Here is a 23,550-nt window from a genome sequence, read left to right as displayed (position 1 = left end):
CCTGCAGGACATGCAGGCGGCAGGATGAAGACCCGCCGCCAGACCGCGTTTGGTGTCTGGACAGGCAAAAGTCAATCGGTTTTAAAGTGTTGGAATCACTTGCGTTCGTCTGAACGCAGGAACGATATTCGGTCACACCGGGAGGTGTCCTCCAGGCGGCCACGATATTTGAAAGGACTTGGGCGGATGGTGTTAGAAGCGCCGATTGTTGCGGCGGACATTGTTCAGTGGCTTTACAGCGATGCATCTCATCTGAAAGACACGCTGGAAATCGTCAGCGATCTTGGGCGCCGCCTGCGCATCGGCAAGGTGCCGGTGGACAGGGTGAACACCGCCATCTGGGTGGTGCATCCCAATGTGCGCGCCGAGGGCTCTGTGTGGACCAGCGACGGAACAAAGGAATTGCTGCTCTACAAAGCCGACCGGAATGAGGAAGAGGGATATGCCCTCAGTCCGATCAAGCGCGTTCATGAGACGCGGGCGGGCGTTCGTGTTGAAATCGCGAAGGACAGCGCGACGACGGATCAATATCCGGTAGCCACCGAGCTTCGTGACAAAGGGTACACGGACTACATCGCCCTGCCGATGCCTTTCTCCGACGGGTCGATCAAGGTCGTCTCTTTCGCGACAAAGGCGCCGGGTGGGTTTTCCGCTTCTCATCTCAGCGTTTTCGACTCCCTGATCCGGCCACTGGCGCTTGTCTGTGAACTGAAAACGCTTCGCAGAACCGCGGAGACCGTACTGGATACTTATGTCGGCAGACGCGCCGGCCTGAAGGTTCTTGACGGCACCACGCGCCGGGGAGACGGCGAGTGGATCAAGGCGGTGGTCAGCTTTGCCGATATCCGCGGTTTCACGCGGCTGTCCAACACGCTGCCGGCGGACAAGATCATTGTCTTTTTGAACAAGTATTTCGGGGCGATGACAGCGGCCGTGGAAGCTCATGGCGGTGAAGTTCTGAAGTTCATCGGCGATGAAGTGATGGCAATTTTTCCGTTCGAAACGGAAGAGGAAGCCAGGGAAGCCGCGCTTCAGGCACTGCTTGCGGCACGGGAAACGCTTGAGCGAATCGACGATATCAACAGTTCCAATACCTGTGCAGCGACACCTGATATGAGCGTCGGCATCGCCCTTCATGCCGGGGACGTCTTCTACGGCAATGTGGGCAGCGAGACCCGGCTCGACTTTACCGTGGTCGGTCCGGCGGTCAATCTGGCCGCGCGCATCGCGGAGCTGGCCAAGGACCTGGAACGCCAGGTTCTCGTCTCGGATGCGTTGGCGGAGATCATGGGCTGCCGCTCCGGTCTCTTCGGCCGCTATCAGGTGAAGGGGTTTGACGATCCGGTCGCGGTATATTCTCCTGACCTTTCGGCAGGGGCGGTGACCGGATATTGCCCGGACAACACCGCGTTGCGCGCGCGCGAGGCGAACTGACGGCGGAGCAGGACAAGCAGGACCGCGAAGGTCGTTCCGGCAAAGACATAGGGACCGGCGAACCAGCCCAGAAAGGCGATCGCGAAGAAAAGGGCCCGCTGGCCGCGATTGAAGTGGCGGCCAGCCAGAACGTTGAGTTCACCTGCCTGTTTCGCCATGGTGCGGATAGCTTCGTCGCTCGCCTTGCCCGGCTCCGGGACGGCCCCCATGATGATGCTCGAATAGTTGAAAAGCCGGTAGGCCCAGCCGAACTTGAAAAAGCCGTAGGCGAATATCGTCATCAGGCCCAGAACCTTGATTTCCCATAGCGCTCTGCTGTCCGCAACCGGGATCGAAAGATCGCCGGCAACCTGCAGGATGCGCTCGGTCGCATCCAGAAGCGCAAATCCGCCGCCAATCGCCAGCAGTGCGGTCGAGGCGAAAAAGGCGGTTCCCTGCTGAAGCCCCGCCATGATGGACGTGTCCATGATGCGCACCTCCCGTGAACACATCGCCTCCATCCAGCCGAGCCGGTACCGATCCATTGCACTTGACAGGGTTTTTTTCCTCAAGGGGCTGATATCAATCAGCAAATTGAACCCGAGCCAGGCGAAAAGGAACCAGGCCGCCGCAGCCATGTCCAATTGTGAGAGGGGATGCATCGCGAACCTTTCAGTCGTTCAGACGGGAGCGAAACAGGATTGTGAAGTCATAGCAGAGTTTCCCCCACGTCTCCAAAAGACGGATTCTTAACATCAAACACATGAAAAATAACAGGAATTCCAGACCCGCGAAAATGTCATTGCTGATACACTTTTTTTGCACTTGCGAAATGGTAAGGGATCGTTTACCTCGTCGCCTCAAAGGTGCCACATTCACGGCCACAGGGGGCCTGGCACCAAATAACAAAATGTAGGGCTTTAATGGACGAAAACGTGCAGAAATCTTGTTGGAGCGTCACTCTTTGGACTGTCGCTGCAGTTGGTATCGCATTGACGATGGTTCTCCTGTTCAACGATGTGGAGAGTGCTCAACAAGCCATCGCCGCAGCCGGATAAGGCCAGCGGAAGGTTTTCAGAACAAGGGCGCAGCGACAGGCTGCGCCTTTTTTGTTTCCACGGTGCTGGATCGTTACGGGTTGGTCTTCAACCCTATTCAAACTCTGCGACGTGGGAATTGGCTGAAAGCCGCGGCCGGTCCGTCGGACCGAAGACCTGCTGGAATTCCATTTCCCTGACCACCGTTTTTTTACCCGGATGGCTGACCAAGAAGCCTGTATAGGCGGTAAAGCCGAACGGCAGCAGGACCATTTGAACCGGCCCCAGATCCGGCCAGACGAGTTCAGCGCCCCAGGCAGGGATCTCACCGGGTGCCCTGTCGTTCATGAGCGCCTGAATATCGGCTTTGTGCAACATGGCCGTTCCCCGGGCATTCCACTCAACTGAGGCCAGACCGTTTTTCAAAGGATGGAGACGGATTGTCGAGCCGTTGATCATAACAGTCACGCTGTCATCCGGATCCCGGGCGATACGTGCTGTTGCCACGGTTCGATCCGTTTCGAGTTCCTGGCGGATTCCGTCCATTTCAACAAAGCCGGTGGAATTGATCACACGAAATTCGCCCACTGGATAATCGTTTCCGGCCTGAAGCGGCACGGCAAAAAACACAACGGCCAGAAATGCGGCAAATAATCTAAGCATCGCGGGATCCCGAAATTGGCATATTTCGCGATTGTAGTTAGATAAAACTTTAAAAAGTTTTGCTCCAAAGCTCTATTTCACGGGGCAGGTCGCATATTTTGGAAATTATATTTATCTGGAGAGCGCGACGACCAGATCTTCAATCGTGGAATGCTCCGGCTGCCAGCCGGTGGCGCGCCGGGCATGCTGGATATCGACGGACTGGGACAGCGCGTAACCCGCCCGCCAATCCGTATCCAGGTTGGCGTTTTCCGGAACCGGCTGTGTCTCGATGTCCAACTGCAGTCCATGCCTTGCGGAAATGTGCGATGCGAGATGTGCGACCGAAATGCCCTGAATGCAGCTTGCGATGAGCGACATCCGGAACCGCGGCTGCCTGAGCGCCAGCGCGTAAAGCGCGGCGAGGTCGTCCGCTTCCACCAGCGGCCAGAGCGTATCCGGGGTGGCACGCGTTTCGAAAGGGACGCCTTTCCCGAGCGCAGCGGTCATTTCCGCGATCGGGCCGGCGCTGCGGCTGCAGACCAGGGCCGGATGGATGACGGCGAGGTTAAGGTCCGTGCCATTGGACAGGGTTCGGATGGTTTCCGTCATGTAACGGAAGGCGGGCAGGGGAGAAAAGGGCGTCTTTTCGGTGATGAGCCTGGTGCCCGTCACGGCCGGGTAGAGCCAGATGCCGCCTGTATAGACAATTTTCAAAGGCTGTTTGCGGTGTCTTGCGGCCTGCTTGAGGGCCAGCATGGATTGACGGTCGACCCGTCCCATATCTTCCGTGAACGTCGCGCCGGTATGAATGACCGCGTCGCATGAGGCCGCCCTGCCGACCCAACTTTCAGGGGTGCGCAAGTCGCCCGGATAAGCGCTGGCGCCCGATGCCCTCAGCATTTCCGCAGCGGTGTCGGAACGGGCCAGCCCGATGACCCTGACGCCTTCGCCATTCAGTCGTTTCACCACGGCCGCACCGATCGCGCCGGTGCCGCCCGTTACAAAAACATCCATGGGCAAAGAGAACTCTTTTCGGCAGTGCGGTGCAAGATCAACCTGTTTGCGCCTGTGCAAAATCCACCGTTGCGGTCCGGCGGCTGCTTGACCTTGCCGGCAGGCCTGTTACGTCAGGGATATGACCTTGCATCTGGTAAAACTGTGTGTGGGCGCCGACAGTGTCGAGACCCTGCAAGCCTGGATCGATTTCCGGGTGGATCAGGCCCGCATGGCCGGGCTTGCCGAGGAAACGACGCATACGACGCGCATGGTGCCGACGCGAAGGGAGGACCTGCTGGAGGGCGGGTCGCTCTACTGGGTCATCAAGGGCAAGATCCAGGCGCGCCAGCACCTTCTCGATATCAGGCCATTTACCGACGAGGCCGGCGTCAAGCGGTGCGATCTCGTGATGGAACCGCGGCTGGTGCTGACGCAGTATCAGCCCAGGCGGCCTTTTCAGGGCTGGCGGTATCTGAAAGCGACAGATGCACCGGCGGATCTCAGGATCGGTGGCAGCGCAAAGGCCATGCCGGACGCCATGCGCCGCGACCTGACAGAACTTTGCCTGCTTTGAAGGGCCTCGGATCCGGTTGCCGTTGTTCCTTCCTGCGAGCGCCGGAGCTGCGGGGCAACCTTGCCAAGACGCAATGCCGGCCCCAATTTGAAAGACAGATATCCGGCGCGAGGAACCGACAGGCATGGTGAAAACCAGGGACAGCGAAAAAGAGGCAATCGTCCGGCAGGAGACCGCGGTTCCGTCGGCGACGCCTGAAATCAACCGGTTTCTGGAAAAAGCGAAGGAAATCAAATCCCGGCCCGGCACCGGCGGGCGGCTGATCTTTGCACTGGATGCGACCATGAGCCGGCAGCCCACCTGGGACCAGGCGTGTCAGATCCAGGCGGAAATGTTTCAGGAATCCGGCAAGGTCGGCGGGTTGAAGATCAAGCTTGTCTATTTTCGCGGCTTTGGGGAGTGCAGGGCTTCACGCTGGTTCGAAAGCGGTGAGGACCTGGCGCGTGCGATGGGCGGCATTGCCTGCCAGGGTGGCCGGACGCAGATCCGAAAGGTCCTGTCGGCAGCCCTTGGGGCGGCGGACAAGGAGAAGATTGCGGCTCTGGTTTATGTCGGCGATTGCATGGAGGAGGACGTCGATCTTCTGTGCGAAAAGGCAGGCCAGCTGGGACTGCTCGGTGTCCCCATGTTTCTCTTCCAGGAAGGGCGCGACAGTGTCGCCGAGAGGGCGTTTCGGGAAATGGCGCGCCTGACCAATGGTGCATACTGCCCGTTCGATGCCGGTTCCGCGAAGCAATTGGCGGAGTTGCTCAAGGCCGTAGCCGTTTTCGCCAGCGGCGGCCACACGGCGCTCCAGGCACTGGGAAAGCAGGGTGGGCAAGGCGCGCGGTTGCTGCTGGAACAACTGAAGCCCAGCCGGAGATAGGCCCGGCTCCGCGATCCCGGGACAGGCTCACGGCGGCTTCCTTGCCGGTTGCCTTTTCCGGTGAATTGCCGCAAGCGGGGTGTCACGGAGTTCCAATAAGGGCTCCGGTCAGACAGACCCTTTTGATTACGCTTGACCTGACACGGTCGGGGAGGGTTCGCAGGGAGGCACGGCCATGGCAGGATTCTGGCGGCAATCGACCATCCGGATAGGAACCGCCGAATGATCTATCTTCTGATCAGTGGCATCCTGCTGGTGGTGCTCCTCGCCGCGGGCCGGAGCTTCGTCAACGCCAATCCGACGGTGCTTGCCCGCAATCTCCGGATCTACGGCGGTATTTTCCTGATCGTCCTTGCAGCCGTGTTCGCATTCGGGGGACGATTTGTCTTCGCGGTCCCGCTCTTCGGGCTCGGGCTTTCCATTCTGGGATCGTCCGGCTTGCGCGGCCTGTCGGGTGGCTACAAACCGACAAAGACATCAGGACAACAATCGCGGGTCCGCACCGCGATGGTTGAAATGGAGCTGGACCACGATACCGGGGTCATGACCGGGACAGTGCTGACCGGCGGCTATCAGGGCCGCGGACTGGACGATCTGGGCGAAGACGATTTACAGGCCTTCTGGCGCGAAACGGCTCAGGATGGACAAAGCCAGCAGCTAATCGAAGCTTATCTCGACCGCCGGCTTGCCGGATGGCGCGAACACTTCCAGGCGAATGGAGCAGATCGGCAGGGAAGCGCGGCGAGCGCGGGCCCCATGACAGATGAGGAGGCCTACCAGATCCTGGGGCTTTCTCCCGACGCCGGGCACGCGGAAATTCGAGCCGCGCACCGCCGGCTTATGAAGAGGGTCCACCCCGATCAGGGAGGCTCCGGTTTCCTCGCGGCGAAAATCAACGAGGCTAAAGACACGCTTCTCAGAGGACATTGATGGCATCCGTTACGCGGTTACTGATAGATGGCGAAGCAGGCGTATTTTGCAGTTTTGAGCGTTTTGCAGGCATTCCAGGCTGCGGATTTGGTTTCAAAGCCCACGAAACGCGCCCGGTACAGGGTCTGCCCGTTGGCTTCGACAGGTTCTGTGTAGGGTGAGCGGCCACGCAGCGCGCCACCGGTCCTGGCCTTGGCGTTCTTGAGCATCGTGATTGCCTGACCTTCCGTCTCCGCGGCGGCGATCTGAACCTGCCAGCCCGGCTCGATGTCACGCGTGTCGCTGGTGGCGACCGTCACGGAATCTTCTGCGGTTTCCGACGCGTTTTCAGCCGCTTCGGCAATTTCCGCACGGATCGTTTCGACCGGAGTGGTATCGACCCGTATCGTTTCCACGTTGACGGTCTTGAACGGCTGCGCCGAAGCGGAGGCAACCTGGCGGCTTGCGGTCCGGGTGGCGTCGTCGCGGGCAGCCTGGCGCAGTGCTGTTTCCGAGATCGAATTCGTGGTCAGAGGCGCGTCGGGGCTTTCCGGCGGGATCGGCGGCAGGGAGTTCGCCACGGCAAAGGTCGTGTCGACGCGCTGCTTGATCAATTTCGGCGGCAGCGGCACGTCGTCCCCAAATCCGGGCACAGTCGCGGGAGCGGGCATCGGCACGACGGAGGCCGTCGCGGGCGGATTGAAGGCGAGCACCATCGGCGTACCTGAAGCAGGGGCAGGTTCGCTTCCCGGCTTTGCGGCCGGCAGGGGCGGGTTCTTGAGCGCGGTGGCGACAAAGGTCGGTTCCACGTCCTGGAGAACGACCACCGGCGCCGTCTTCGGTCCGCGGCTGGCCTTGGAAAGATAGGTGTTGATCAGCTTGGTCATCTGCGCGTTGCGCGACGCACCGGTGTTTCCACCCATCACCACCGCGACAATATGCCGGCCGTCACGGTTGACCGAGGTGACCAGGTTGAACCCGGAGGCGCGGATGTACCCGGTCTTGATACCGTCGACACCCTTTACCCGGCCCAGCAGTTTGTTGTGGTTGCCATAGGTCCGGCCCTTGTATTTGTAGGCGCGGGTTTTGAAATAGCCGTAATAGCTGGGAAAGCGTTCCTGGATTGCGCGGCCGAGTGTCGCCATATCCCGTGCGGTGGTCCGCTGGCCCGAATCCGGCAGGCCGTGCGGATTTTTGAAGGTGGTCTTGCTCATGCCCAACTGGCGCGCGGTGCGGGTCATGCGTTCGGCGAAAGCGCGTTCCGAACCGCCGATATTCTCGGCAATGACCGACGCGACGTCGTTGGCCGACTTCGTCACCAGTGCCAGGATCGCGTCCTTCACCTTTATGGTCTCTCCCGGCTTGAGGCCAAGTTTCGACGGCGGACGGCCTGAAGCGTATTTCGAGACTTTCAGGGGGGAACCCAGAGACAGCCGCCCGGCTTCCAGCTCTTCGAAGACCACATAAAGGGTCATGATCTTGGTGAGCGAAGCCGGATAGCGGTAGGAATCGGCAGATGAGGAATAAAGCGTCTTGCCTGTCTTCGCGTCCACCACGATGCCCGCATATTTCGGGTTGGCCAGCGCAGCTGCCGGAACACTGAAGAGAAGGACGCCGAGGGTCAGAATTTTTCCCGTCCGGGCAATCGCCCGAGCATTTCGAAGAATACGCATACCAAACACAGTTACTATCCCATTCCGGGTCAGGTGGTTCGTGGCTGGAGCTGCCCGGGTCGGATCTCAACCCCCTAGCGATTCAACCCGGCCGCTCCAATGTTCTGGAGACATTTGAGGGAAACACGGTTACGAATGTGTAAATAGTCGGCATAAAAAACACTTAAAATAATAGTTTTTATATAGGGTTAACCTTTAGTTAATTCACGTATACGGGTTAGTTATAGTAAACTGTGAATAATTTTACATAGATGTTCTTTTATTTTCGGCGAGGTTGTTTGTTTAATTTGTTATTTTTGAATAATTATTTGTTTTTATAATATAGGTCGTTGTTTTGCTTGTCGTGTTTTTGCGATGCAAAGCATGCTTGCTTTTTTCGGGTTGTGTCTGGGCTGAAATCTCTGTTTCGCTCCGCTTAATTCCTTGAATACGGAACGTTATTCCTGGCTTTGTTTCTTCGCGCAATGGTTGTTGCTGCGCTGCAAAATCGCCTTGACAGTTATTGTGCAGTGCATTACGACAAAACCTTGCGTAACGCGACACGCGCACCGGGGAGGCATGTTGGGCCGTTGTGCTGCCTCCGGAACCGGTTCGCCGGAAAAGGGCAAGGTATGATGAGCAACTTTGAAGAAATGCAGAAGCTGAGCAAAGAGAACATGGACATCGCCATGGAAACCTTAGGGTCCATGAGCAAGGGCTTTCAGGCGATCGCCGCTGAAGTTGCCGACTACCAGAAAAAGTCCTTCGAGGACGGATCCGCCGCTGTTGAGAAACTGGTTGCTTCCAAGTCTCTCGACAAGGCATTCGAAGCTCAGGCCGACTATTTCAAGACCTCCTACGAAGGTTTTGTCGGAGAAATGACCAAGATTGGTGAAATGGTAACCGACCTGTCCAAGGACGCTTACAAGCCTTATGAAGGCGTGCTCGGTAAAATGGCGAAGTAACCGCCGTTTACATCCGCCGGCAAAAGGCGAAGTGACTGAAACCCGGCTGGGATGAGCCGGGTTTTTTCGTATATGCACAGATTTGCCCTCCCGCAGCCTGTTGCGGCCGCCTTTCCGGGCACATGCCGGAAATGCCTTTCGTTCCCATCTTTTAATTCCTTTCCGGACACCTACATTCAGGTTCAACGGACAAGGGCATCCTTCAAATGCGCCGAATACCGGAATGTTGATGAAATCGACCATTGCGCGAGCGCGACTTGCGCGGCAGGATTAACATCACAAAATATCGACCGGCGGCGCGGGTTGCGTTGTGGGACCGAACTGCGGACCGGCCGGTTGCGGCTGGGCCGGAGCAGAGTAAAGTGATGGCCGGAGTTTTAGAGGCGGTAGAAACGGCAATGTCGGCGGGTTCAGATTATGACAATGACGGTGGTGACGCCGGAACGGTTGTTATCCCCCGTACCAAAACAGTTACCAAGCGGCCTAATCTCTATCGTGTGCTGCTTTTAAACGATGACTATACTCCGATGGAGTTCGTCATCCACGTCGTGGAGAGTTTCTTCCAGAAAAACCGGGAAGAGGCGACCCGCATCATGCTGCATGTTCACCATCACGGCGTAGGGGAATGCGGAATATTCTCCTACGAGGTCGCCGAGACGAAAGTGACCCAGGTGATGGACTTCGCGCGCAAGCATCAGCATCCTTTGCAATGCGTCATGGAAAAAAAGTGAGGACAAACGCAAGTGCCTTCTTTCTCACGCAGTCTTGAAAAAGCCCTGCATCAGGCTTTGGCTTTCGCGAATGAACGCCAGCAGGAATACGCGACGCTTGAACATCTCCTTCTGGCTCTGCTGGACGATCAGGACGCCGCCGCGGTCATGCGCGCGTGCAATGTCGATCTGGACACGATCCGCCGGAACCTCATTGAATATATCGAGACCGAGCTGGACAATCTGGTCACGGACAGTGACGAGGATTCCAAGCCAACGGCCGGTTTCCAGCGTGTCATCCAGCGCGCGGTGATCCATGTTCAGTCTTCGGGGCGCGAAGAGGTGACCGGAGCCAACGTGCTCGTTGCAATCTTCGCCGAGCGCGAGAGCCACGCCGCCTATTTCCTTCAGGACCAGGACATGACCCGTTACGACGCGGTCAATTACATCTCTCACGGCATCGCCAAGCGCCCCGGCATGTCCGAGGCACGTCCGGTGGACGGGGCGGACGAGGAAGATGTGCTGCCGGGTGCTGAGGCCGAGAAAAAGGCCACCCAGAAGACCGATGCCCTTGAAGCCTATTGCGTCAATCTCAACGAGAAGGCGATCAACGGCAAGATCGACCCGCTGATCGGCCGCGACCGCGAGATCCAGCGCACGATCCAGATCCTGTGCCGCCGTTCGAAGAACAATCCGCTTTTCGTGGGAGATCCGGGGGTCGGCAAAACCGCCATCGCCGAAGGCCTGGCGCATCGTATCGTCAACGAGGATGTGCCGGATGTCCTGAAAAACGCAACCATCTTCTCGCTCGACATGGGCTCTCTGCTGGCCGGTACCCGTTACCGGGGCGATTTCGAGGAACGCCTGAAACAGGTGGTCAAGGAAATCGAGGACTATCCCGGCGCGGTAATGTTCATTGACGAGATCCATACCGTGATCGGAGCCGGCGCGACCTCGGGCGGGGCGATGGATGCCTCCAATCTCCTGAAGCCGGCCCTGGCTTCCGGTGCGGTTCGCTGCATCGGCTCGACGACCTACAAGGAGTACCGGCAGTTCTTCGAGAAGGACCGGGCTCTTGTCCGCCGCTTCCAGAAGATCGACGTCAACGAGCCATCGATCCCGGATGCGATCGACATTCTGAAGGGGCTGAAGCCCTATTTCGAGGACTTTCACAAGGTCCGCTACACCAATGACGCCATCAAGACCGCGGTTGAACTGTCGGCGAAATACATTTCCGACCGGAAGCTGCCGGACAAGGCCATTGACGTGCTTGACGAGACCGGTGCCTCGCAGATGCTGGTGCCCTTGGCCCGGCGGCGCAAGACCATCGGTGTGAAGGAAATCGAGAACACCATCGCCACCATGGCCCGCATCCCGCCGAAATCCGTTTCCAAGGACGATGCGGAAGTGCTGGAAAATCTCGGCAAGGATCTGAAGCGGGTGGTCTACGGCCAGGACGAGGCCATCGGAACGCTGGCTTCGGCGATCAAGCTTGCCCGGGCGGGGTTGCGCGAACCGGACAAGCCGATCGGCAGCTATCTGTTTTCCGGCCCGACCGGTGTGGGCAAGACCGAAGTCGCGCGCCAGTTGGCCTTGTCGCTCGGGGTGGAGCTGATCCGTTTCGACATGTCCGAGTATATGGAACGGCACACGGTGTCCCGCCTTATCGGCGCGCCTCCCGGATATGTCGGCTTCGATCAGGGCGGACTGCTCACTGACGGTATCGACCAGCATCCGCACAGCGTCTTGCTGCTTGACGAGATCGAAAAGGCCCATCCGGACCTCTTCAACATCCTCCTGCAGGTGATGGATCACGGCAAGCTGACCGACCACAACGGCAAGCAAGTCGATTTCCGCAATGTCATCCTGATCATGACGACCAACGCCGGCGCGGCGGACATGGAGAAGATGCCGGTCGGCTTCAACCGCGTGAAGCGGGAAGGCGACGATACGGAAGCGATCAACAAGCTGTTCACGCCGGAATTCCGAAACCGCCTCGACGCGATCATTCCGTTCGGCAATCTGCCGATGGAAGTGGTCTACAAGGTCGTCGAGAAATTCGTCATGCAGCTCGAAGTCCAGCTCGCGGATCGCGGCGTGACCTTCGAACTCACGGATGAGTCGGTAAAATGGCTTGCCGACAAGGGCTATGACAACCAGATGGGCGCCCGACCACTTGGCCGGATCATCCAGGAGCATATCAAACGGCCGCTCGCGGACGAGGTTCTTTTCGGCAAGCTGAAAAAGGGCGGTATGGTCAAGGTATCCGTTTCCGAGGACAGCAAAGGCCTGTTGCTGGAAAGCATCGAGGAACGCGCGATACCGCCGAAACGCAAGGCGAAGACGGACGCCAAGCCGAAGCCGAAACGCAAGCGCAAGCCTGCGGCCAAGGCAGTCGCCGCAAAGGACACGAAACCGCCTGCAGGAAAAGGCGGATCTGCGAAGAAAAGCCTGGTTCCCAAAGTGCCGCTGGCCGATTAACGCGGCTCACCGTATGAAAAAGCCCCGGAACCTTCCGGGGCTTTTTCAGTTTGTCGACAAAGGCTTGTCCTTGCCAAAGGTCTTTCCCAACGATCGACAGGCCCTGGGCTGTTGCTTCAGACGGATGCCAGTTCCGGTTCACCGGCGAGTGTCTTTCCCATGCTGCTTTCCAGCCGCTCCCTGTGATTGGCGACAAAGCTTTTGCCGGTCTCGTAGCCGATGTCGAAAAGCATCGACATGTTGGAGTGGCTCCAGTCGAGGACATTCGGCCAATGCTCTTCCGGGATGTGCCGTCGGAAGGGCATTCTGAGCAGTTCCGAGCGGCTGCTGTGGGTCTTCCTGCAAACGGATTTGCCTCCGAGCGCCTTTTCCCGCTTTTTCAGGAACGCTTCGCGCTTCAGCACGAAGGCCCGGTAGTCGGTTAGCGCCAAACCTACGAATTCGGCCAGTTCCGGATCTGGCTTCAGGTCGAGATAGGCCTGGGCGCGGTTGTCGAATGCCGCAAGATCGACATCCGCGCTGCCGAGCAGATCCACCAGCTCGTAAAGCTCCTTGTCGTTACGGACCTGTTTGCGCTGCTTTTGGAAGGCCTCGGGGTCGCTTTCGGCAAGATCCATGATCCGGTCCATCTGCGTCAGGAACCGGTCCCTCGCATGCTGCGCGCGCTTCGACTTGAAAGCAGTGACACTGTTTTCGGCAAGCCTGGTGAGCGGGGCAATGATCGATTGAACCCAGGCGTCCGTCAGGTCGCGCGGCTCGTCGATCAGCCTGCGGTGACCCAGGATGTCAAAGAAGATGATGGTGTCGACGTCGTGCTCGACCATGACATCGTCCGGATCGAGTTTGAGGGGATCGAAGGCGGATCCTTCCAGGTAGGTTTTTTCCTCACCGGTTTTCGGATCTCTGAGTTTGTAGGGCTCATAGATGAAGGGCATCGCCAGGGCGGCCTTGCAATGATCGATGGTGATGTCTTCCCGGTTGAAAGTGATCTCGTCCCTGTCCTCGACGCTGTAGGCGCCGAGGCGGAAGCGGGTCTCGCCGAGATTTTTCACCAGATCGTCGAAATCGACCATGGCCTCGATCCAGGACGGCGCCTGGCACAGGCCCTTGCTCTTCGTGCTCAGGTTGGATGGCATCATGGTCGCCACAACCAGAGACAGCCAGTCTCCCATCAGGCGCTGGTCCCGTCTTTCCCTTGGAAAGGAAGACAGGAAGGTGTTGAAGGCCGGGGCCAGGGCTTCCGCGATCGGGCCGGGCTTCTGGAAGATTTTGAAGTTGATGGGCATGAAATGATAAATCAGATCGTCGATGCCCATGAGGCGGGTGGCTTTCAGGGCATCCCGGCGGGTCGAGGCAAGGGCGTCATCGGGAGCGGCTTTTTGCGGCGAAGCATAAAGCAGACCGGCGAGCATGCCCGCGCCTGTGGTGGAAATCACCTGGAACTCAACCCCCGCTTCATCCAGTGCCAGTAATGCGCCGCTCATCAGCGGCAAATTCGGGGCGCCACCGCCCAGTACAAGTCCGATCGGCATGGGATCTTCCTTCAAAAATACAATAAAAAACAATCAAGGGTATAGGTTATCAAAATTCACGACTTTTGTAATCGGGTTTACGCCTGCCGTGACGGAAAACTTGTGCGGTGCACGGGCGTTTCCATTCACATCCTTGATCGATTCCATTCTTCCAAATCGTTTGCGCATCGTTGACCGGCTCCCTAACTTTCGCATTGAAGACAGGAGAAACGGGATGTCCGAGAGAAAAGTTGCTCTGATTACGGCAGGCGGGTCCGGCATGGGGGCGGAAGCTGCAAGACGTCTGGCGGCGGATGGGTTCAGGGTCGCTATCCTGTCGTCTTCCGGCAAGGGGGAAGCGTTGGCGAAGGAGCTGGGCGGGATCGGTTTCACGGGCTCCAACCTTGTTGCCGACGACTTGAATGAATTTATCAACAAGTCACTGGAAGCTTATGGAAAGATAGATGTTCTGGTGAACTCCGCTGGCCATGGTCCCAAGGGGGACATTCTGGAAATAACCGATGATGACTGGCACCTGGGCATGGACGTCTACCTTATGAATGTCATTCGCCCGAGCCGGCTTGTCGCGCCGGTGATGGCGGACCAGGGCGGCGGCACCATCCTCAACATATCCACCTTCGCTGCATTCGAACCGGACCCACTTTTCCCGACCTCCGGTGTGTTCCGGGCGGGGCTTGCCGCTTACAGCAAACTTTTTGCCGACAAATTCGCGGTGCGAAACGTGCGCATGAACAATATCCTGCCGGGCTTCGTCGACAGCCTGCCCGAAACCGACGATCGAAAGGCGCGCATTCCCATGGGCCGCTATGGCCGCTCGGATGAGGTTTCGGGACTGATTTCCTATCTTGCCAGCGAGCAGGCGGCCTATATCACCGGGCAGAATATCCGGATCGACGGCGGCCTGACGCGATCGGTCTGAGACAGGCGATCTATCCACCGGGCGGACTGGACAGCTTTGAGCGAAAAAGGTAAGGCTCCCTTACTATCTATCTTATTTCGAGTCCTGTGAAATGACAGTCCCTGAAAGACCCGAGCAGCCGGATTCGCCGCCAGGTACGCCGGTTCCCGGTCGCGTCTGGATGCTGCGCGGGGCGCGCGCCGCCATCTCCATTCCGGCTTTTATCCTCACCGCGGCCTTTGTCGGCTATGCCGGACTTGCGCGCGAGACCGGGCTGACACTCGCCGAAACGCTCGCCATGACCGGCCTTGTCTGGGCACTGCCGTCGATCGTGGTCCTGACAGGGGCGCTTTCTTCCGGCATGGGGCTGCTGCCGGCCGGACTTGCCGTTGCGCTTGCCTCCGTTCGTCTCATGCCGATGACGATGGCTTTGATGCCACTCATCAAGGTCCCCGGAAAGACCCGTAACTGGCAGCTTCTGGTCGCCTCCCATTTTGTCGCGGTGACAGCCTGGGTCTATGCGATGAAACACCTGCCGGACCTGCCGAGAGAAGGACGCCTGCCGTTTTTTGTCGGCTTCGGCGGTTCGGTCTCCAGTTTCGTCTTCTGCATGACCGCGATCGCCTATCTGCTTGTCGAACGCTTGCCGGACATCGTGGCGGGAGCGCTTTTCCTGCTGACGCCGGTCTATTTCCTGTGTTCGCTGTGGGGGGCTTCCCGGCTGAATGCCGACAGGGTGGCCATGGTCGCCGGTCTGGCCCTGGGGCCGCTGTTTTTCATCTATTTTCCCGGTCTTGACCTGCTCTGGACGGGTCTTGCAGGCGGCACACTGGCCTATGTCGGCACGCGGCTTTACCGCAGGGGGCTGGCATGACGGACGCGCTCCTTACGGAAACCTGGTGGTGGCCCTTCGTGATGATCCTGGTGGCGGGCTGGTTCGCCACCGATGTCTGGCGCTGGCTGGGTGTTTTCGCCGGAGGCAGGCTGCGTGAGGACGGCGAACTGCTCATCTGGGTTCGCTGCGTGGCAACCGCCCTCGTCGCCGGGGTTATTTCAAAACTGATCCTGTTTCCACAAGGCATCCTGGCGGAAACGCCTATCTGGCTCCGGCTGGCCGCGACAGGTGTTGGTTTCGCCGCTTTTTTCGCCGCGCGGCAAAGAGTTGTTGTCGGCGTCCTGTCAGCAGAGGCGTTCCTGCTGTGTGGATGGCTGGCCCTCGATAGGCTAGGTTGACCGCGAAGGAACCGAACCCAATCGCAAGAGGCCGGCATGTCCGATCAATTAGAACTTTTTTATGCCCCGCAGACCCGCGCAACCGGCGTTCGCGTGCTTCTGGAAGAGCTGGGCGCCCCTTACAAACTCAATGTTCTCAATCTGAAGCTGGGCGAAAACCGCCGTCCGGACTATCTCGCCATAAATCCTGTCGGCAAGGTGCCGGTCCTGCGCCACGGGGAGGCCATCGTTACCGAGCAGGTCGCGATCTATCTCTATCTCGCGGATCTCTTTCCGGGCAAAGGTCTGGCGCCTGCCTTGAGCGATCCTTTGCGCGGGCCGTATTTGCGCTGGTTCGTCTATATGGCGTCCTGTTTCGAGCCGGCCCTGATCGACCGCGCCATGAAACGGGAGGAAACCCCGCATGTGATGTCGGCTTATGGCAGCTACGACACGGTGATGGAAACCATGCGCGCGCAGCTTGCCACGGGGCCATATGTGCTGGGAGAAAGAATAACCGCTGTCGATGTTCTGTGGGCCACGGGGCTGCGCTGGGGCATGGCTTTCGGCATCGTGCCGGAGTTCGAGGAATTCAAGGTCTTTACCGATCGCTACTTTCAGCGTCCCGCGCCGCAAACCGTGCTTCAGGACGACCAGCGGTTTGCGGCCGAGCAGCAGGAAGCGGCCGAAAAAGCAGGTGTTTCCTGACGCCTTTGGGCGCCAGGTCAACAGACCTCCGGTCAAATGATCCAATATGACCGGGAAGTGCTTCTAGGGTGTGAACTCATAAATGAAGACGAAATGGCATCGGAAATGGCAAAATCCCGTTAGGAAGCGTGCGCGGAGCGGGTTTTCTGCCCGGTCAAGCACGCTGACGACACGGGGTGAAGCCATTTCCATGTCCTTCGAATTTGACCGAATTGGTCCTCCAAAGATCAACCTGCTTTCGTGTGAACACGAAAGCCGACAAGTTGATCGCATGCCAAGTGGTCGAGCATCTTGTCCGTGTTCGAGTGAACACGGGATGCTCGAGCGTCGCGAAAGGCTTGAAAATGAACCACATTTCCTGCGCTTTCGCTCCTTGATGAAGACCAATTCGACTCAAACCATTTCATCTTCATTTATGAGTCCACACCCTAGCCGAGCGCTGCCCGGATCTTCTCCGCCTGGGTGGCGAGCAGATCGTTGTCGGCCATCTCGCCGGTGTGCGGTTTCAGAGGCACGCCGTCGAAGCGCGGGATCACGTGGACATGCGTATGGAAAACGACCTGTCCTCCCGCCGGTTCGGAAAACTGCTGGATGGTCGTGCCGTCCGCATCGAATGCCTCGATCAGGGTGCGTGCCATCTTCTGGACCGTCGCCATGACGGCGTTGAGATCGTCGGTGGCGATGTCGAGAATATTGCGGGAGGGGGCCTTCGGGACCACCAGGATATGCCCTTCTCCGCGCGGCATGATGTCCATGATGACCAGCGTCATGTCATCTTCATGAACCTTGTGGCACGGCAATTCGCCGCGCAGGATTTTGGCAAAGACATTCTGGTCGTCGTAGGCGGGCGTGGGCATATCTGAAAATTCCGGTCTGAAAGGCAAGGATCGGTCAGCTTGTGCTGTTGGCGCGAGATTAGTCGGACAGGCGGGAAGGGGGCAAGAGGCAAGTGATTGCCGCCGGTGCTCCTTTACCGTCAGCGCAAAATTTCCTGCAGGGTGCGACGGGTCAGAAAAATCCACTTTGCCCTGGCATGGGTCCCCCCGATTCAGGTGCCGCAGAAGGTCTGGTAGGGGCCAAAGGAGTCCGGCGCCGGCTGTGAATAGGCTTCGAAGTCGGGGTTTTCGGTGAAGGGCGTCTTTAGAACGTCAAGGAGTTGTCTGGCAGCTGTGTAGACGCCTGTTTCGGCGGCGCTCAGCGCCTCTTCCACCTTGTGGTTCCTGGGGATGTAGAGCGGGTTGACCGCATCCATGCGGGTCCTGACGTGGTCCGGTGCAACTCCTTTCCCGTCCAGTCTTTTCCGCCATTCGGCCAGCCAGGGATCGAGGGCCGTCGGATCGACAAAGAGTGCGCGTGCCTGTTCCGGCGCACCTTCCGCAGCCTCACCCAGCGCGCGGAAGAACAGGGTATAATCGACGCCCTGTTCGGCCATCACGGTCAGCAGCGCCTTGAAAAACTCCATGTCGCCTTCCGCATTCGTTTCAAGCCCGAGCTTGGCGCGCATGCCTTCCAGCCAGTGTGCGTTGTAGAGCTCCGGGAAACGGGCGAGTTCCGTACCGGCCAGATCCACCGCCTTGTCCATATCTTCCGGCTCGATCAGGGCAAGCAGCGCTTCCGCAAGGCGGGCGAGGTTCCACTGGGCGATTTGCGGCTGGCGGGCAAAAGCATAGCGCCCGCCGTGATCGATGGAGCTGAACACGGCTTCCGGGTCGTAAGCATCGATGAAGGCGCAAGGACCGTAATCGATGGTCTCGCCGGAGATGGTCGTGTTGTCGGTGTTCATGACGCCATGGACGAACCCGACGAGTACCCAGCGGGCCATCAGCGCGGCCTGGCGTTCCGTGACACGGCGGAAAAACTTGAGAAAACGGTCCGGGTCTTCGGCAAGATCCGGATCGTGCCTGGAAATGGCATAGTCGGCGAGAAGTCGAACCTTGTCGGTTTCTCCGCGAGCCGCGAAATACTGGAAGGTGCCGACGCGCAGGTGGCTTGCGGCGACACGAGCAAGGACAGCGCCGGGTTTCGGGCCCTCCCGGTAGATCGTTTCTCCTGTTGTCACGGCGGCCAGGGCGCGCGTGGTCGGGATGTCCAGTGCGTACATGGCTTCGCCGATGATGTATTCGCGCAGCACCGGGCCTATGACCGCCTTGCCGTCGCCACCGCGCGAAAACGGCGTCGGTCCCGAGCCCTTGAGCTGAATATCGCGCCGCCGTCCGTGCGTGTCGATGACCTCGCCCAGCAACAGGGCCCTGCCGTCTCCAAGTTGCGGTGAAAATCCGCCGAACTGGTGGCCGGCATAGACCTGGGCGAGGGGAGAGGCGCCTTCCGGCTGCTTCACGCCGGCGAAGATCGCCGCTCCCTCGGCGGTTTCCAGAGCAGCCGGATCGAGGCCGAGTTCTTCCGCCAAAGGACGGTTGAAGAGAACCAGCCCGGGCTGCGGAAACTTTGCCCCTTCCCAATCGACATAAAAACCGGGCAGGTCCCGGGCATAGGAATTGTCGAACTGGAAGAGAGGAGGTGTGGCGGTCATATGCGAATCCGGTGGTTGGTCTGCTTGATTATAGGAGACATATAGGTGCCGTAAGCGGTGTTTCCGCCCCTTTGCAAATTTAAACATCGCCGCGGACCAGGTTTGCTTGCCGCAAGATCCGGCTGCCGCTTCTTTGCGACATCATGCGAAACGACTGCGGCAGTTCAAATTTACAACTGTAAATCCGAACTCTATTAGTGTATATTTTGCCTTTATCGCCTCAGGGTCGAATTTTCCGATCAGTTATTTCTTATTCTTGGTTCAAACATTTGGGTATCTGTCATGAAAACTGTTTTCCAGTCCCAGCTTGAAAACCGTCAAGCGCTTGAAAGTCTTCTCAACAACGAGAGCAAGATCGTCGCGGAAGCGCCGTTCCTGCAGGATGAGATGCTCGAAGGCGTCACGGCCAGGAGTGGTCCCGCCACGCTTGAAGAAGCCGTCGACCGCTTGCGCAAGGGACAGACCGACCTGAGCGCGCCAACCTATACCGAAGCGATCGTGATGCGCACCGGCTATCCGTCGCTGCTGGTCAAAAACGGCACCTTCGAAACGCCCAAGCTGCAAAACTGGAAAGACATTCTTCTTCACCGACGCGACGTGATCGATCGGGCGATCGCGAATGTCGGCCGGGTCGATCTGGTCAACGATCCCCAGAACAAATGGATCGGCACCGGCTGGCGGGTGAATGAAGACACATTCGTCACCAACCGGCATGTTGCCGCCTATTTCGCCCAGCTCAGGCACGAGGGCTGGGGTTTCGCGCGCGGTATAAAAGTTTATATGGACCTGCGAGAGGAGCATCAGTCCGACGAGCAACTTGAGATGCTGGTGTCCTCGATCCTGCATATCGAACCGACCGGTCTGCCGGACGTGGCGATTCTCAGGATTGACAAGACGGCCCTGCGCGACACGGCCGATCCTGTTTCTCTGCAGCTTGGCGGGCGGAAACCGGAGACAATCGGCGTCATCGGTTATCCCGCCAAAGCCATCCGCGACAATCCCATCGACGCGATGGACCGGTATTTCAACGATATCTACAATGTGAAACGGTTCGCACCCGGCGAGATCATGGACGAGAACCACTCGTCCACCGAGTTCACTCACAACGCTACTACACTTGGCGGCAATTCCGGTTCGATGATTATCGATGTCGATACGGGGGGGGCCATCGGCCTTCACTACGCCGGAAGCGCGCTGACGCAGAACTACGCCGTCAAGATTGACGCCGTCGCCGATATCCTGACGCGTCATTCCGTTTATTTCGAAACCGGAACCGGCGACGAAGACGAGGACACGAAGTCAGCCGGCGGATCGAACGGTTCCGGTTCGGTGGAAGACGCCCGGCTATTCGAGGGAAGGCAGGGCTATCAGCCAGACTTCCTCGGCGACGGCTCCCTGCGGGTTCCGCTTCCGGAACTGAACAGTGTGCAGGTTCTCAAACTCGCGCGGACGCACTCCGGTGACACCGAACTGAAATACACCCATTATTCGGCCGTCATAAACGGAGAACGTCGGCTCGCCTTTTACGCGGCCGCCAATATCGACGGAAACGAACTTCGCCGGCCGAGAAGGATAAACTCCTTCAAGCTCGATCCCAGGCTTGCGGAAGACAAACAGGCGGGGGAAGACCTTTATTCCAGAAACGACCTGGACCGTGGCCACCTGATCCGCCGGCTCGATCCCTGCTGGGGAACCAAGGCGGAGGCCGACCTGGCCAATCGGGATTCCATGTATTTCCCGAATATCGCGCCCCAGCACAAAAATCTGAACCAGAAGATATGGCTCAAGCTCGAGGAGCATGTTCTCGACAAGACGGACGATGCGGATGCGAGGATCTCGGTTTTCGTCGGCTGCCTGTTCGATGATGGCGACCCGGTGCAGAAACGCTCCGGCATTCAGGTGCCGATGCGTTTCTGGAAGGTTCTTGCCTCGATCGGCAGAACGCGGCGCGGACGGTCGAACCGGCGTGTGCTTCAGGCGCAGGCCTTCATTCTCTCCCAGGAGCATCTTGTCAAACCAAAGGACCTTGAGCTGGTCTTCGGGCAGGGTTTCGAAGAATACCAGGTGACGATCGAGGAGCTGGAACGGCTCGCGGGGCATGACTTCGGTCCGCTTCGGGACGCGGACACGTTCGCGGTCACCCCGGAAATGCGGGCCGAGCATAAGGAAAAGCTGGAATCCGTGACGGGCCTCCTCACCGGTTCCTCCGATCACATCAAGCCGCTCGGCTCTCTTGCGGATGTGGAAGCTGGTTAGGCCTGCCTTCGATGAGCGCTAAAAAGATGCCGCCACAGGTCAACATCCAGCCCCCGCCAACCGCAGTTCGGCGGGGGCTGGATGGCTCGAGGCTGCGCGCCGGGGGACACCGATTTGGGTAAGCCGCCTTCCACTCTGTTTTTCGGTGAGACGCGGTTGCTGGAGACCAGCGCCGATGTCGGTGATGTCCGCGACTATCTTTATAAGCCCACTCTGGCCGGTCTGGCGGCGCGGATAGATCCGCGTAACGCGGCCGCGCCGTGGTGGAGCGACGGGCGCATACGCGACCAGGGAAGCGAAGGCAGTTGCACCGCTCATGCGCTGGCCGGGATAATCGATCATTTGCGCGCGCGTGACCGGATGCTCAATCTGCCCGCGGATGCGGCGCTCCCCGCGGAAGACCGGCGCTCGTGGGCATCGGCGGACATGCTCTACAACATTGCCCGGTTCCATGACGAATTCCCCGGCGAATCCTATTCGGGTTCGTCGATCCGAGGCGCGCTGAAAGCATTTTATTTCAACGGGGCGTGTGCCGAGGCGGTGACCAGGGGGCTCTCGGGCCAGCAGTGGCACATGACGCGCGAAATTCTGGAAAGCGCGCGCCGGGTGCAACTCGGTGCCTATTACCGCGTGCGTCCCCGGCTGTCGGACGTGCATGCCGCACTCAACGAAGCCGGACTGGTCCTTGCCTCGGCCGACTTGCACCCGGGCTGGGCAACCGATAGCGGACGCATTCCTTTCGGCGAAAAGAAAGCGGAGAAAAAGGGCCGTCACGCCTTCATCCTGATCGGCTACACCGAAGAGGGGTTCCTTGTTCAAAATTCCTGGGGGACCGCCTGGGGCGACAAGGGTGTGGCTCTGTGGAGTTACGAGGACTGGTCGGCAAATGTCGTCGATATGTGGGTGCTCAGGCTGGCGGTGCAGGTCACCAGCCAGTCGACGGCGGTCAACCCGATGTCCTCCCGGAGCCGGGGACTACGGATTGGAGAAGGCGCCTTCGACGCGGACTCGCTGCGGCCGGCCACACCGCCGACGCGGTTCGATGTCCTGGGACATATCGCGTCGACATCGCGCGGCCGTCTGGACCGCTATGGCGCGTATCATGTTGATCCCAGGACGCTCCAGGAAACGGTCAGGATTCTGCAGGACAGCCCCAAATACAAGCATATTCTCGTCCATTTCATGGGGCTGCAGCGCCACGAGAACGCGACGATGACCGCAATTCGCGATGCGGTGCCGGTCTTCAAGAGCAACGGCATCTATCCGTTCTTCGTGACCGTCGAAAACGAACTGTCTTCCACCGTGCATGACATGGTCGAGGCTGAGGTCGAGCGTGCCAACGTCATAGCCGGGCTGGGTGAAAGTCAGGAGAAAGACAGGCGCATCGAAGGCCGTCTCTCGGCGTCGGCGCTCAGGATCGTGGAGGAAATTCAGCGCAGTTCCATGTCGGTGGTCTACGGGAACGGCGACGGGCGGCTCGGTGAAGGACTGGATATCCTGAACGACCTGTTCGACGCGCTCGGCGACCGTCATCGCCGCGGCGAGGTCTCCTACCACCTGTCGGCGCATGGATTTGGAGCGTCACTGCTTGCCGCGCTTCTGTCGCACACGCAGCACTGGAGCCGGCATCCCGTCCTGTCGTCGATCAGTCTCTATTCGCCCATGCTGCCGGTCGAGACTGTCCGGCAATCTTTTCTGGAGCGGCTGGCTCATCCCCATGACCTGCCGCTCAGCCGCAGGGCGCATGGTGAGGATGCGGTGATCGAGCATCTGGATTTCTATCTGCAGAGCGCCGAGGCCATGGAGGACGACAGGCCTCTTCCCGGATACACCGGCAACTGGCCGCAGTTGTGGACACGGGTCCTGGCGATCGCGGAAAGGCGGGCCAACGGGGATTATGCCGGGATGGAAACGGGAGGGATTAGCTATTGCGATATCGACAAGGCATGGCATGCAAATCTTCTGGCTCTCGGCGGACCGGCCAAGGTCCTGGCGGGTGAGCCGGGTGTGGAGATCTATCCGCTGGATGTGCCGCACCGGGATTTCGATTTGCGCACGGATGTACTCGACATGCTGCTGAAGCGCATTCTGGGCGAAAAGCCCGCTGCCGGGTTCGAGTCCGCTTATGAGGACCGCGACAGTCTTCTGGTGGAATAGATCCGCTTTG

At 59.0% G+C, this 23,550-nt stretch carries 20 protein-coding genes; 13 read left to right on the top strand and 7 right to left on the bottom strand.

What is annotated here, in order from left to right:
• Positions 1-186: 186 nt before the first annotated feature.
• Complete coding sequence (locus CLV41_RS11180; RefSeq protein ID WP_146048557.1) at positions 187-1,434, top strand: adenylate/guanylate cyclase domain-containing protein; 1,248 nt, start codon at positions 187-189, stop codon at positions 1,432-1,434.
• On the opposite strand, the gene CLV41_RS11175 is transcribed toward CLV41_RS11180, so the two are convergent.
• The 3 genes from CLV41_RS11175 to CLV41_RS11165 all read right to left on the bottom strand — a co-directional run bounded on the left by CLV41_RS11175 (position 1,320) and on the right by CLV41_RS11165 (position 4,109).
• Positions 1,320-2,051 carry a DUF599 domain-containing protein gene (locus CLV41_RS11175; protein ID WP_328590039.1) on the bottom strand — a complete coding sequence of 244 codons (732 nt, stop codon included), beginning with the start codon at positions 2,049-2,051 and terminating at the stop codon, positions 1,320-1,322. The genes CLV41_RS11180 and CLV41_RS11175 overlap by 115 nt on opposite strands.
• A gap of 513 nt (positions 2,052-2,564) precedes the next feature.
• Positions 2,565-3,113: a hypothetical protein gene (locus CLV41_RS11170; RefSeq protein WP_103222423.1), complete on the bottom strand. Its 549-nt coding sequence runs from the start codon at positions 3,111-3,113 to the stop codon at positions 2,565-2,567.
• A 111-nt stretch (positions 3,114-3,224) separates the two neighbouring features.
• Positions 3,225-4,109 carry an NAD-dependent epimerase/dehydratase family protein gene (locus tag CLV41_RS11165; RefSeq protein WP_103222422.1) on the bottom strand — a complete coding sequence of 295 codons (885 nt, stop codon included), beginning with the start codon at positions 4,107-4,109 and terminating at the stop codon, positions 3,225-3,227.
• 121 nt (positions 4,110-4,230) lie between these two features.
• Between CLV41_RS11165 and CLV41_RS11160 the strand changes: the two genes are divergently transcribed.
• From CLV41_RS11160 to CLV41_RS11150, 3 genes are all read left to right on the top strand, one after another.
• The gene (locus CLV41_RS11160) at positions 4,231-4,665 is read left to right on the top strand and encodes a DUF1489 family protein (protein WP_103222421.1); all 435 of its coding nucleotides are present in this window, start codon (positions 4,231-4,233) and stop codon (positions 4,663-4,665) included.
• A 124-nt stretch (positions 4,666-4,789) separates the two neighbouring features.
• Positions 4,790-5,530, top strand: a complete 741-nt coding sequence (locus CLV41_RS11155) for a vWA domain-containing protein (RefSeq protein WP_103222420.1) — start codon at positions 4,790-4,792, stop codon at positions 5,528-5,530.
• 222 nt (positions 5,531-5,752) lie between these two features.
• Complete coding sequence (locus tag CLV41_RS11150) at positions 5,753-6,460, top strand: DnaJ domain-containing protein (RefSeq protein WP_103222419.1); 708 nt, start codon at positions 5,753-5,755, stop codon at positions 6,458-6,460.
• A 17-nt stretch (positions 6,461-6,477) separates the two neighbouring features.
• Here CLV41_RS11150 and CLV41_RS28110 read toward each other — a convergent pair whose 3' ends face one another.
• The gene (locus CLV41_RS28110; protein WP_103222418.1) at positions 6,478-8,112 is read right to left on the bottom strand and encodes a D-alanyl-D-alanine carboxypeptidase; all 1,635 of its coding nucleotides are present in this window, start codon (positions 8,110-8,112) and stop codon (positions 6,478-6,480) included.
• Positions 8,113-8,723: 611 nt separating this feature from the next.
• Here CLV41_RS28110 and CLV41_RS11140 point away from each other — a divergent pair.
• The 3 genes from CLV41_RS11140 (at position 8,724) to clpA (ending at position 12,247) form a co-directional block, all read left to right on the top strand.
• Positions 8,724-9,056 (top strand): phasin family protein, encoded by a 333-nt coding sequence (locus tag CLV41_RS11140; protein WP_103222417.1) that lies wholly within the window; start codon positions 8,724-8,726, stop codon positions 9,054-9,056.
• Between the two features lie 398 nt (positions 9,057-9,454).
• Positions 9,455-9,787, top strand: coding sequence for an ATP-dependent Clp protease adapter ClpS (clpS, locus tag CLV41_RS11135; RefSeq protein ID WP_068416230.1), 333 nt, complete (start codon positions 9,455-9,457; stop codon positions 9,785-9,787).
• A 12-nt stretch (positions 9,788-9,799) separates the two neighbouring features.
• Positions 9,800-12,247 carry an ATP-dependent Clp protease ATP-binding subunit ClpA gene (gene clpA, locus CLV41_RS11130; RefSeq protein WP_103222416.1) on the top strand — a complete coding sequence of 816 codons (2,448 nt, stop codon included), beginning with the start codon at positions 9,800-9,802 and terminating at the stop codon, positions 12,245-12,247.
• 116 nt (positions 12,248-12,363) lie between these two features.
• Here the strand turns inward: clpA and CLV41_RS27955 are convergent, their stop codons facing one another.
• A complete protein-coding gene (locus CLV41_RS27955) occupies positions 12,364-13,779 on the bottom strand; it encodes a patatin-like phospholipase family protein (protein ID WP_208987456.1) in 1,416 nt (471 codons plus the stop codon).
• 214 nt (positions 13,780-13,993) lie between these two features.
• Between CLV41_RS27955 and CLV41_RS11120 the strand changes: the two genes are divergently transcribed.
• The 4 genes from CLV41_RS11120 (at position 13,994) to CLV41_RS11105 (ending at position 16,597) form a co-directional block, all read left to right on the top strand.
• Positions 13,994-14,698 (top strand): SDR family oxidoreductase, encoded by a 705-nt coding sequence (locus CLV41_RS11120; RefSeq protein WP_103222415.1) that lies wholly within the window; start codon positions 13,994-13,996, stop codon positions 14,696-14,698.
• A 91-nt stretch (positions 14,699-14,789) separates the two neighbouring features.
• Positions 14,790-15,551 carry an AzlC family ABC transporter permease gene (locus CLV41_RS11115; protein ID WP_103222414.1) on the top strand — a complete coding sequence of 254 codons (762 nt, stop codon included), beginning with the start codon at positions 14,790-14,792 and terminating at the stop codon, positions 15,549-15,551.
• Complete coding sequence (locus CLV41_RS11110) at positions 15,548-15,910, top strand: AzlD domain-containing protein (protein ID WP_103222413.1); 363 nt, start codon at positions 15,548-15,550, stop codon at positions 15,908-15,910. Before CLV41_RS11115 ends, CLV41_RS11110 begins: the two co-directional genes overlap by 4 nt.
• 36 nt (positions 15,911-15,946) lie before the next feature.
• Positions 15,947-16,597 carry a glutathione S-transferase family protein gene (locus CLV41_RS11105; protein WP_103222412.1) on the top strand — a complete coding sequence of 217 codons (651 nt, stop codon included), beginning with the start codon at positions 15,947-15,949 and terminating at the stop codon, positions 16,595-16,597.
• Positions 16,598-17,025: 428 nt separating this feature from the next.
• Here CLV41_RS11105 and CLV41_RS11100 read toward each other — a convergent pair whose 3' ends face one another.
• Both CLV41_RS11100 and CLV41_RS11095 read right to left on the bottom strand, forming a co-directional pair.
• Positions 17,026-17,454, bottom strand: a complete 429-nt coding sequence (locus CLV41_RS11100) for an HIT family protein (protein WP_103222411.1) — start codon at positions 17,452-17,454, stop codon at positions 17,026-17,028.
• Positions 17,455-17,645: 191 nt separating this feature from the next.
• The gene (locus CLV41_RS11095) at positions 17,646-19,127 is read right to left on the bottom strand and encodes a protein adenylyltransferase SelO (protein WP_103222410.1); all 1,482 of its coding nucleotides are present in this window, start codon (positions 19,125-19,127) and stop codon (positions 17,646-17,648) included.
• Between the two features lie 282 nt (positions 19,128-19,409).
• Here CLV41_RS11095 and CLV41_RS11090 point away from each other — a divergent pair, with 282 nt between their 5' ends.
• Both CLV41_RS11090 and CLV41_RS11085 read left to right on the top strand, forming a co-directional pair.
• Positions 19,410-21,383 (top strand): DNA/RNA non-specific endonuclease, encoded by a 1,974-nt coding sequence (locus CLV41_RS11090; RefSeq protein WP_103222409.1) that lies wholly within the window; start codon positions 19,410-19,412, stop codon positions 21,381-21,383.
• 114 nt (positions 21,384-21,497) lie between these two features.
• A complete protein-coding gene (locus tag CLV41_RS11085) occupies positions 21,498-23,540 on the top strand; it encodes a C1 family peptidase (protein ID WP_170107169.1) in 2,043 nt (680 codons plus the stop codon).
• Positions 23,541-23,550 lie beyond the last annotated feature (10 nt).

Origin of the sequence: Roseibium marinum, assembly GCF_002906165.1 — a bacterium.
In the GTDB taxonomy this organism is placed as follows: Bacteria; Pseudomonadota; Alphaproteobacteria; order Rhizobiales; family Stappiaceae; genus Roseibium; species Roseibium marinum.
The sequence above is the reverse complement of the archived record's forward strand: the minus strand, read 5'-3'. Positions and strand labels throughout refer to the sequence as shown.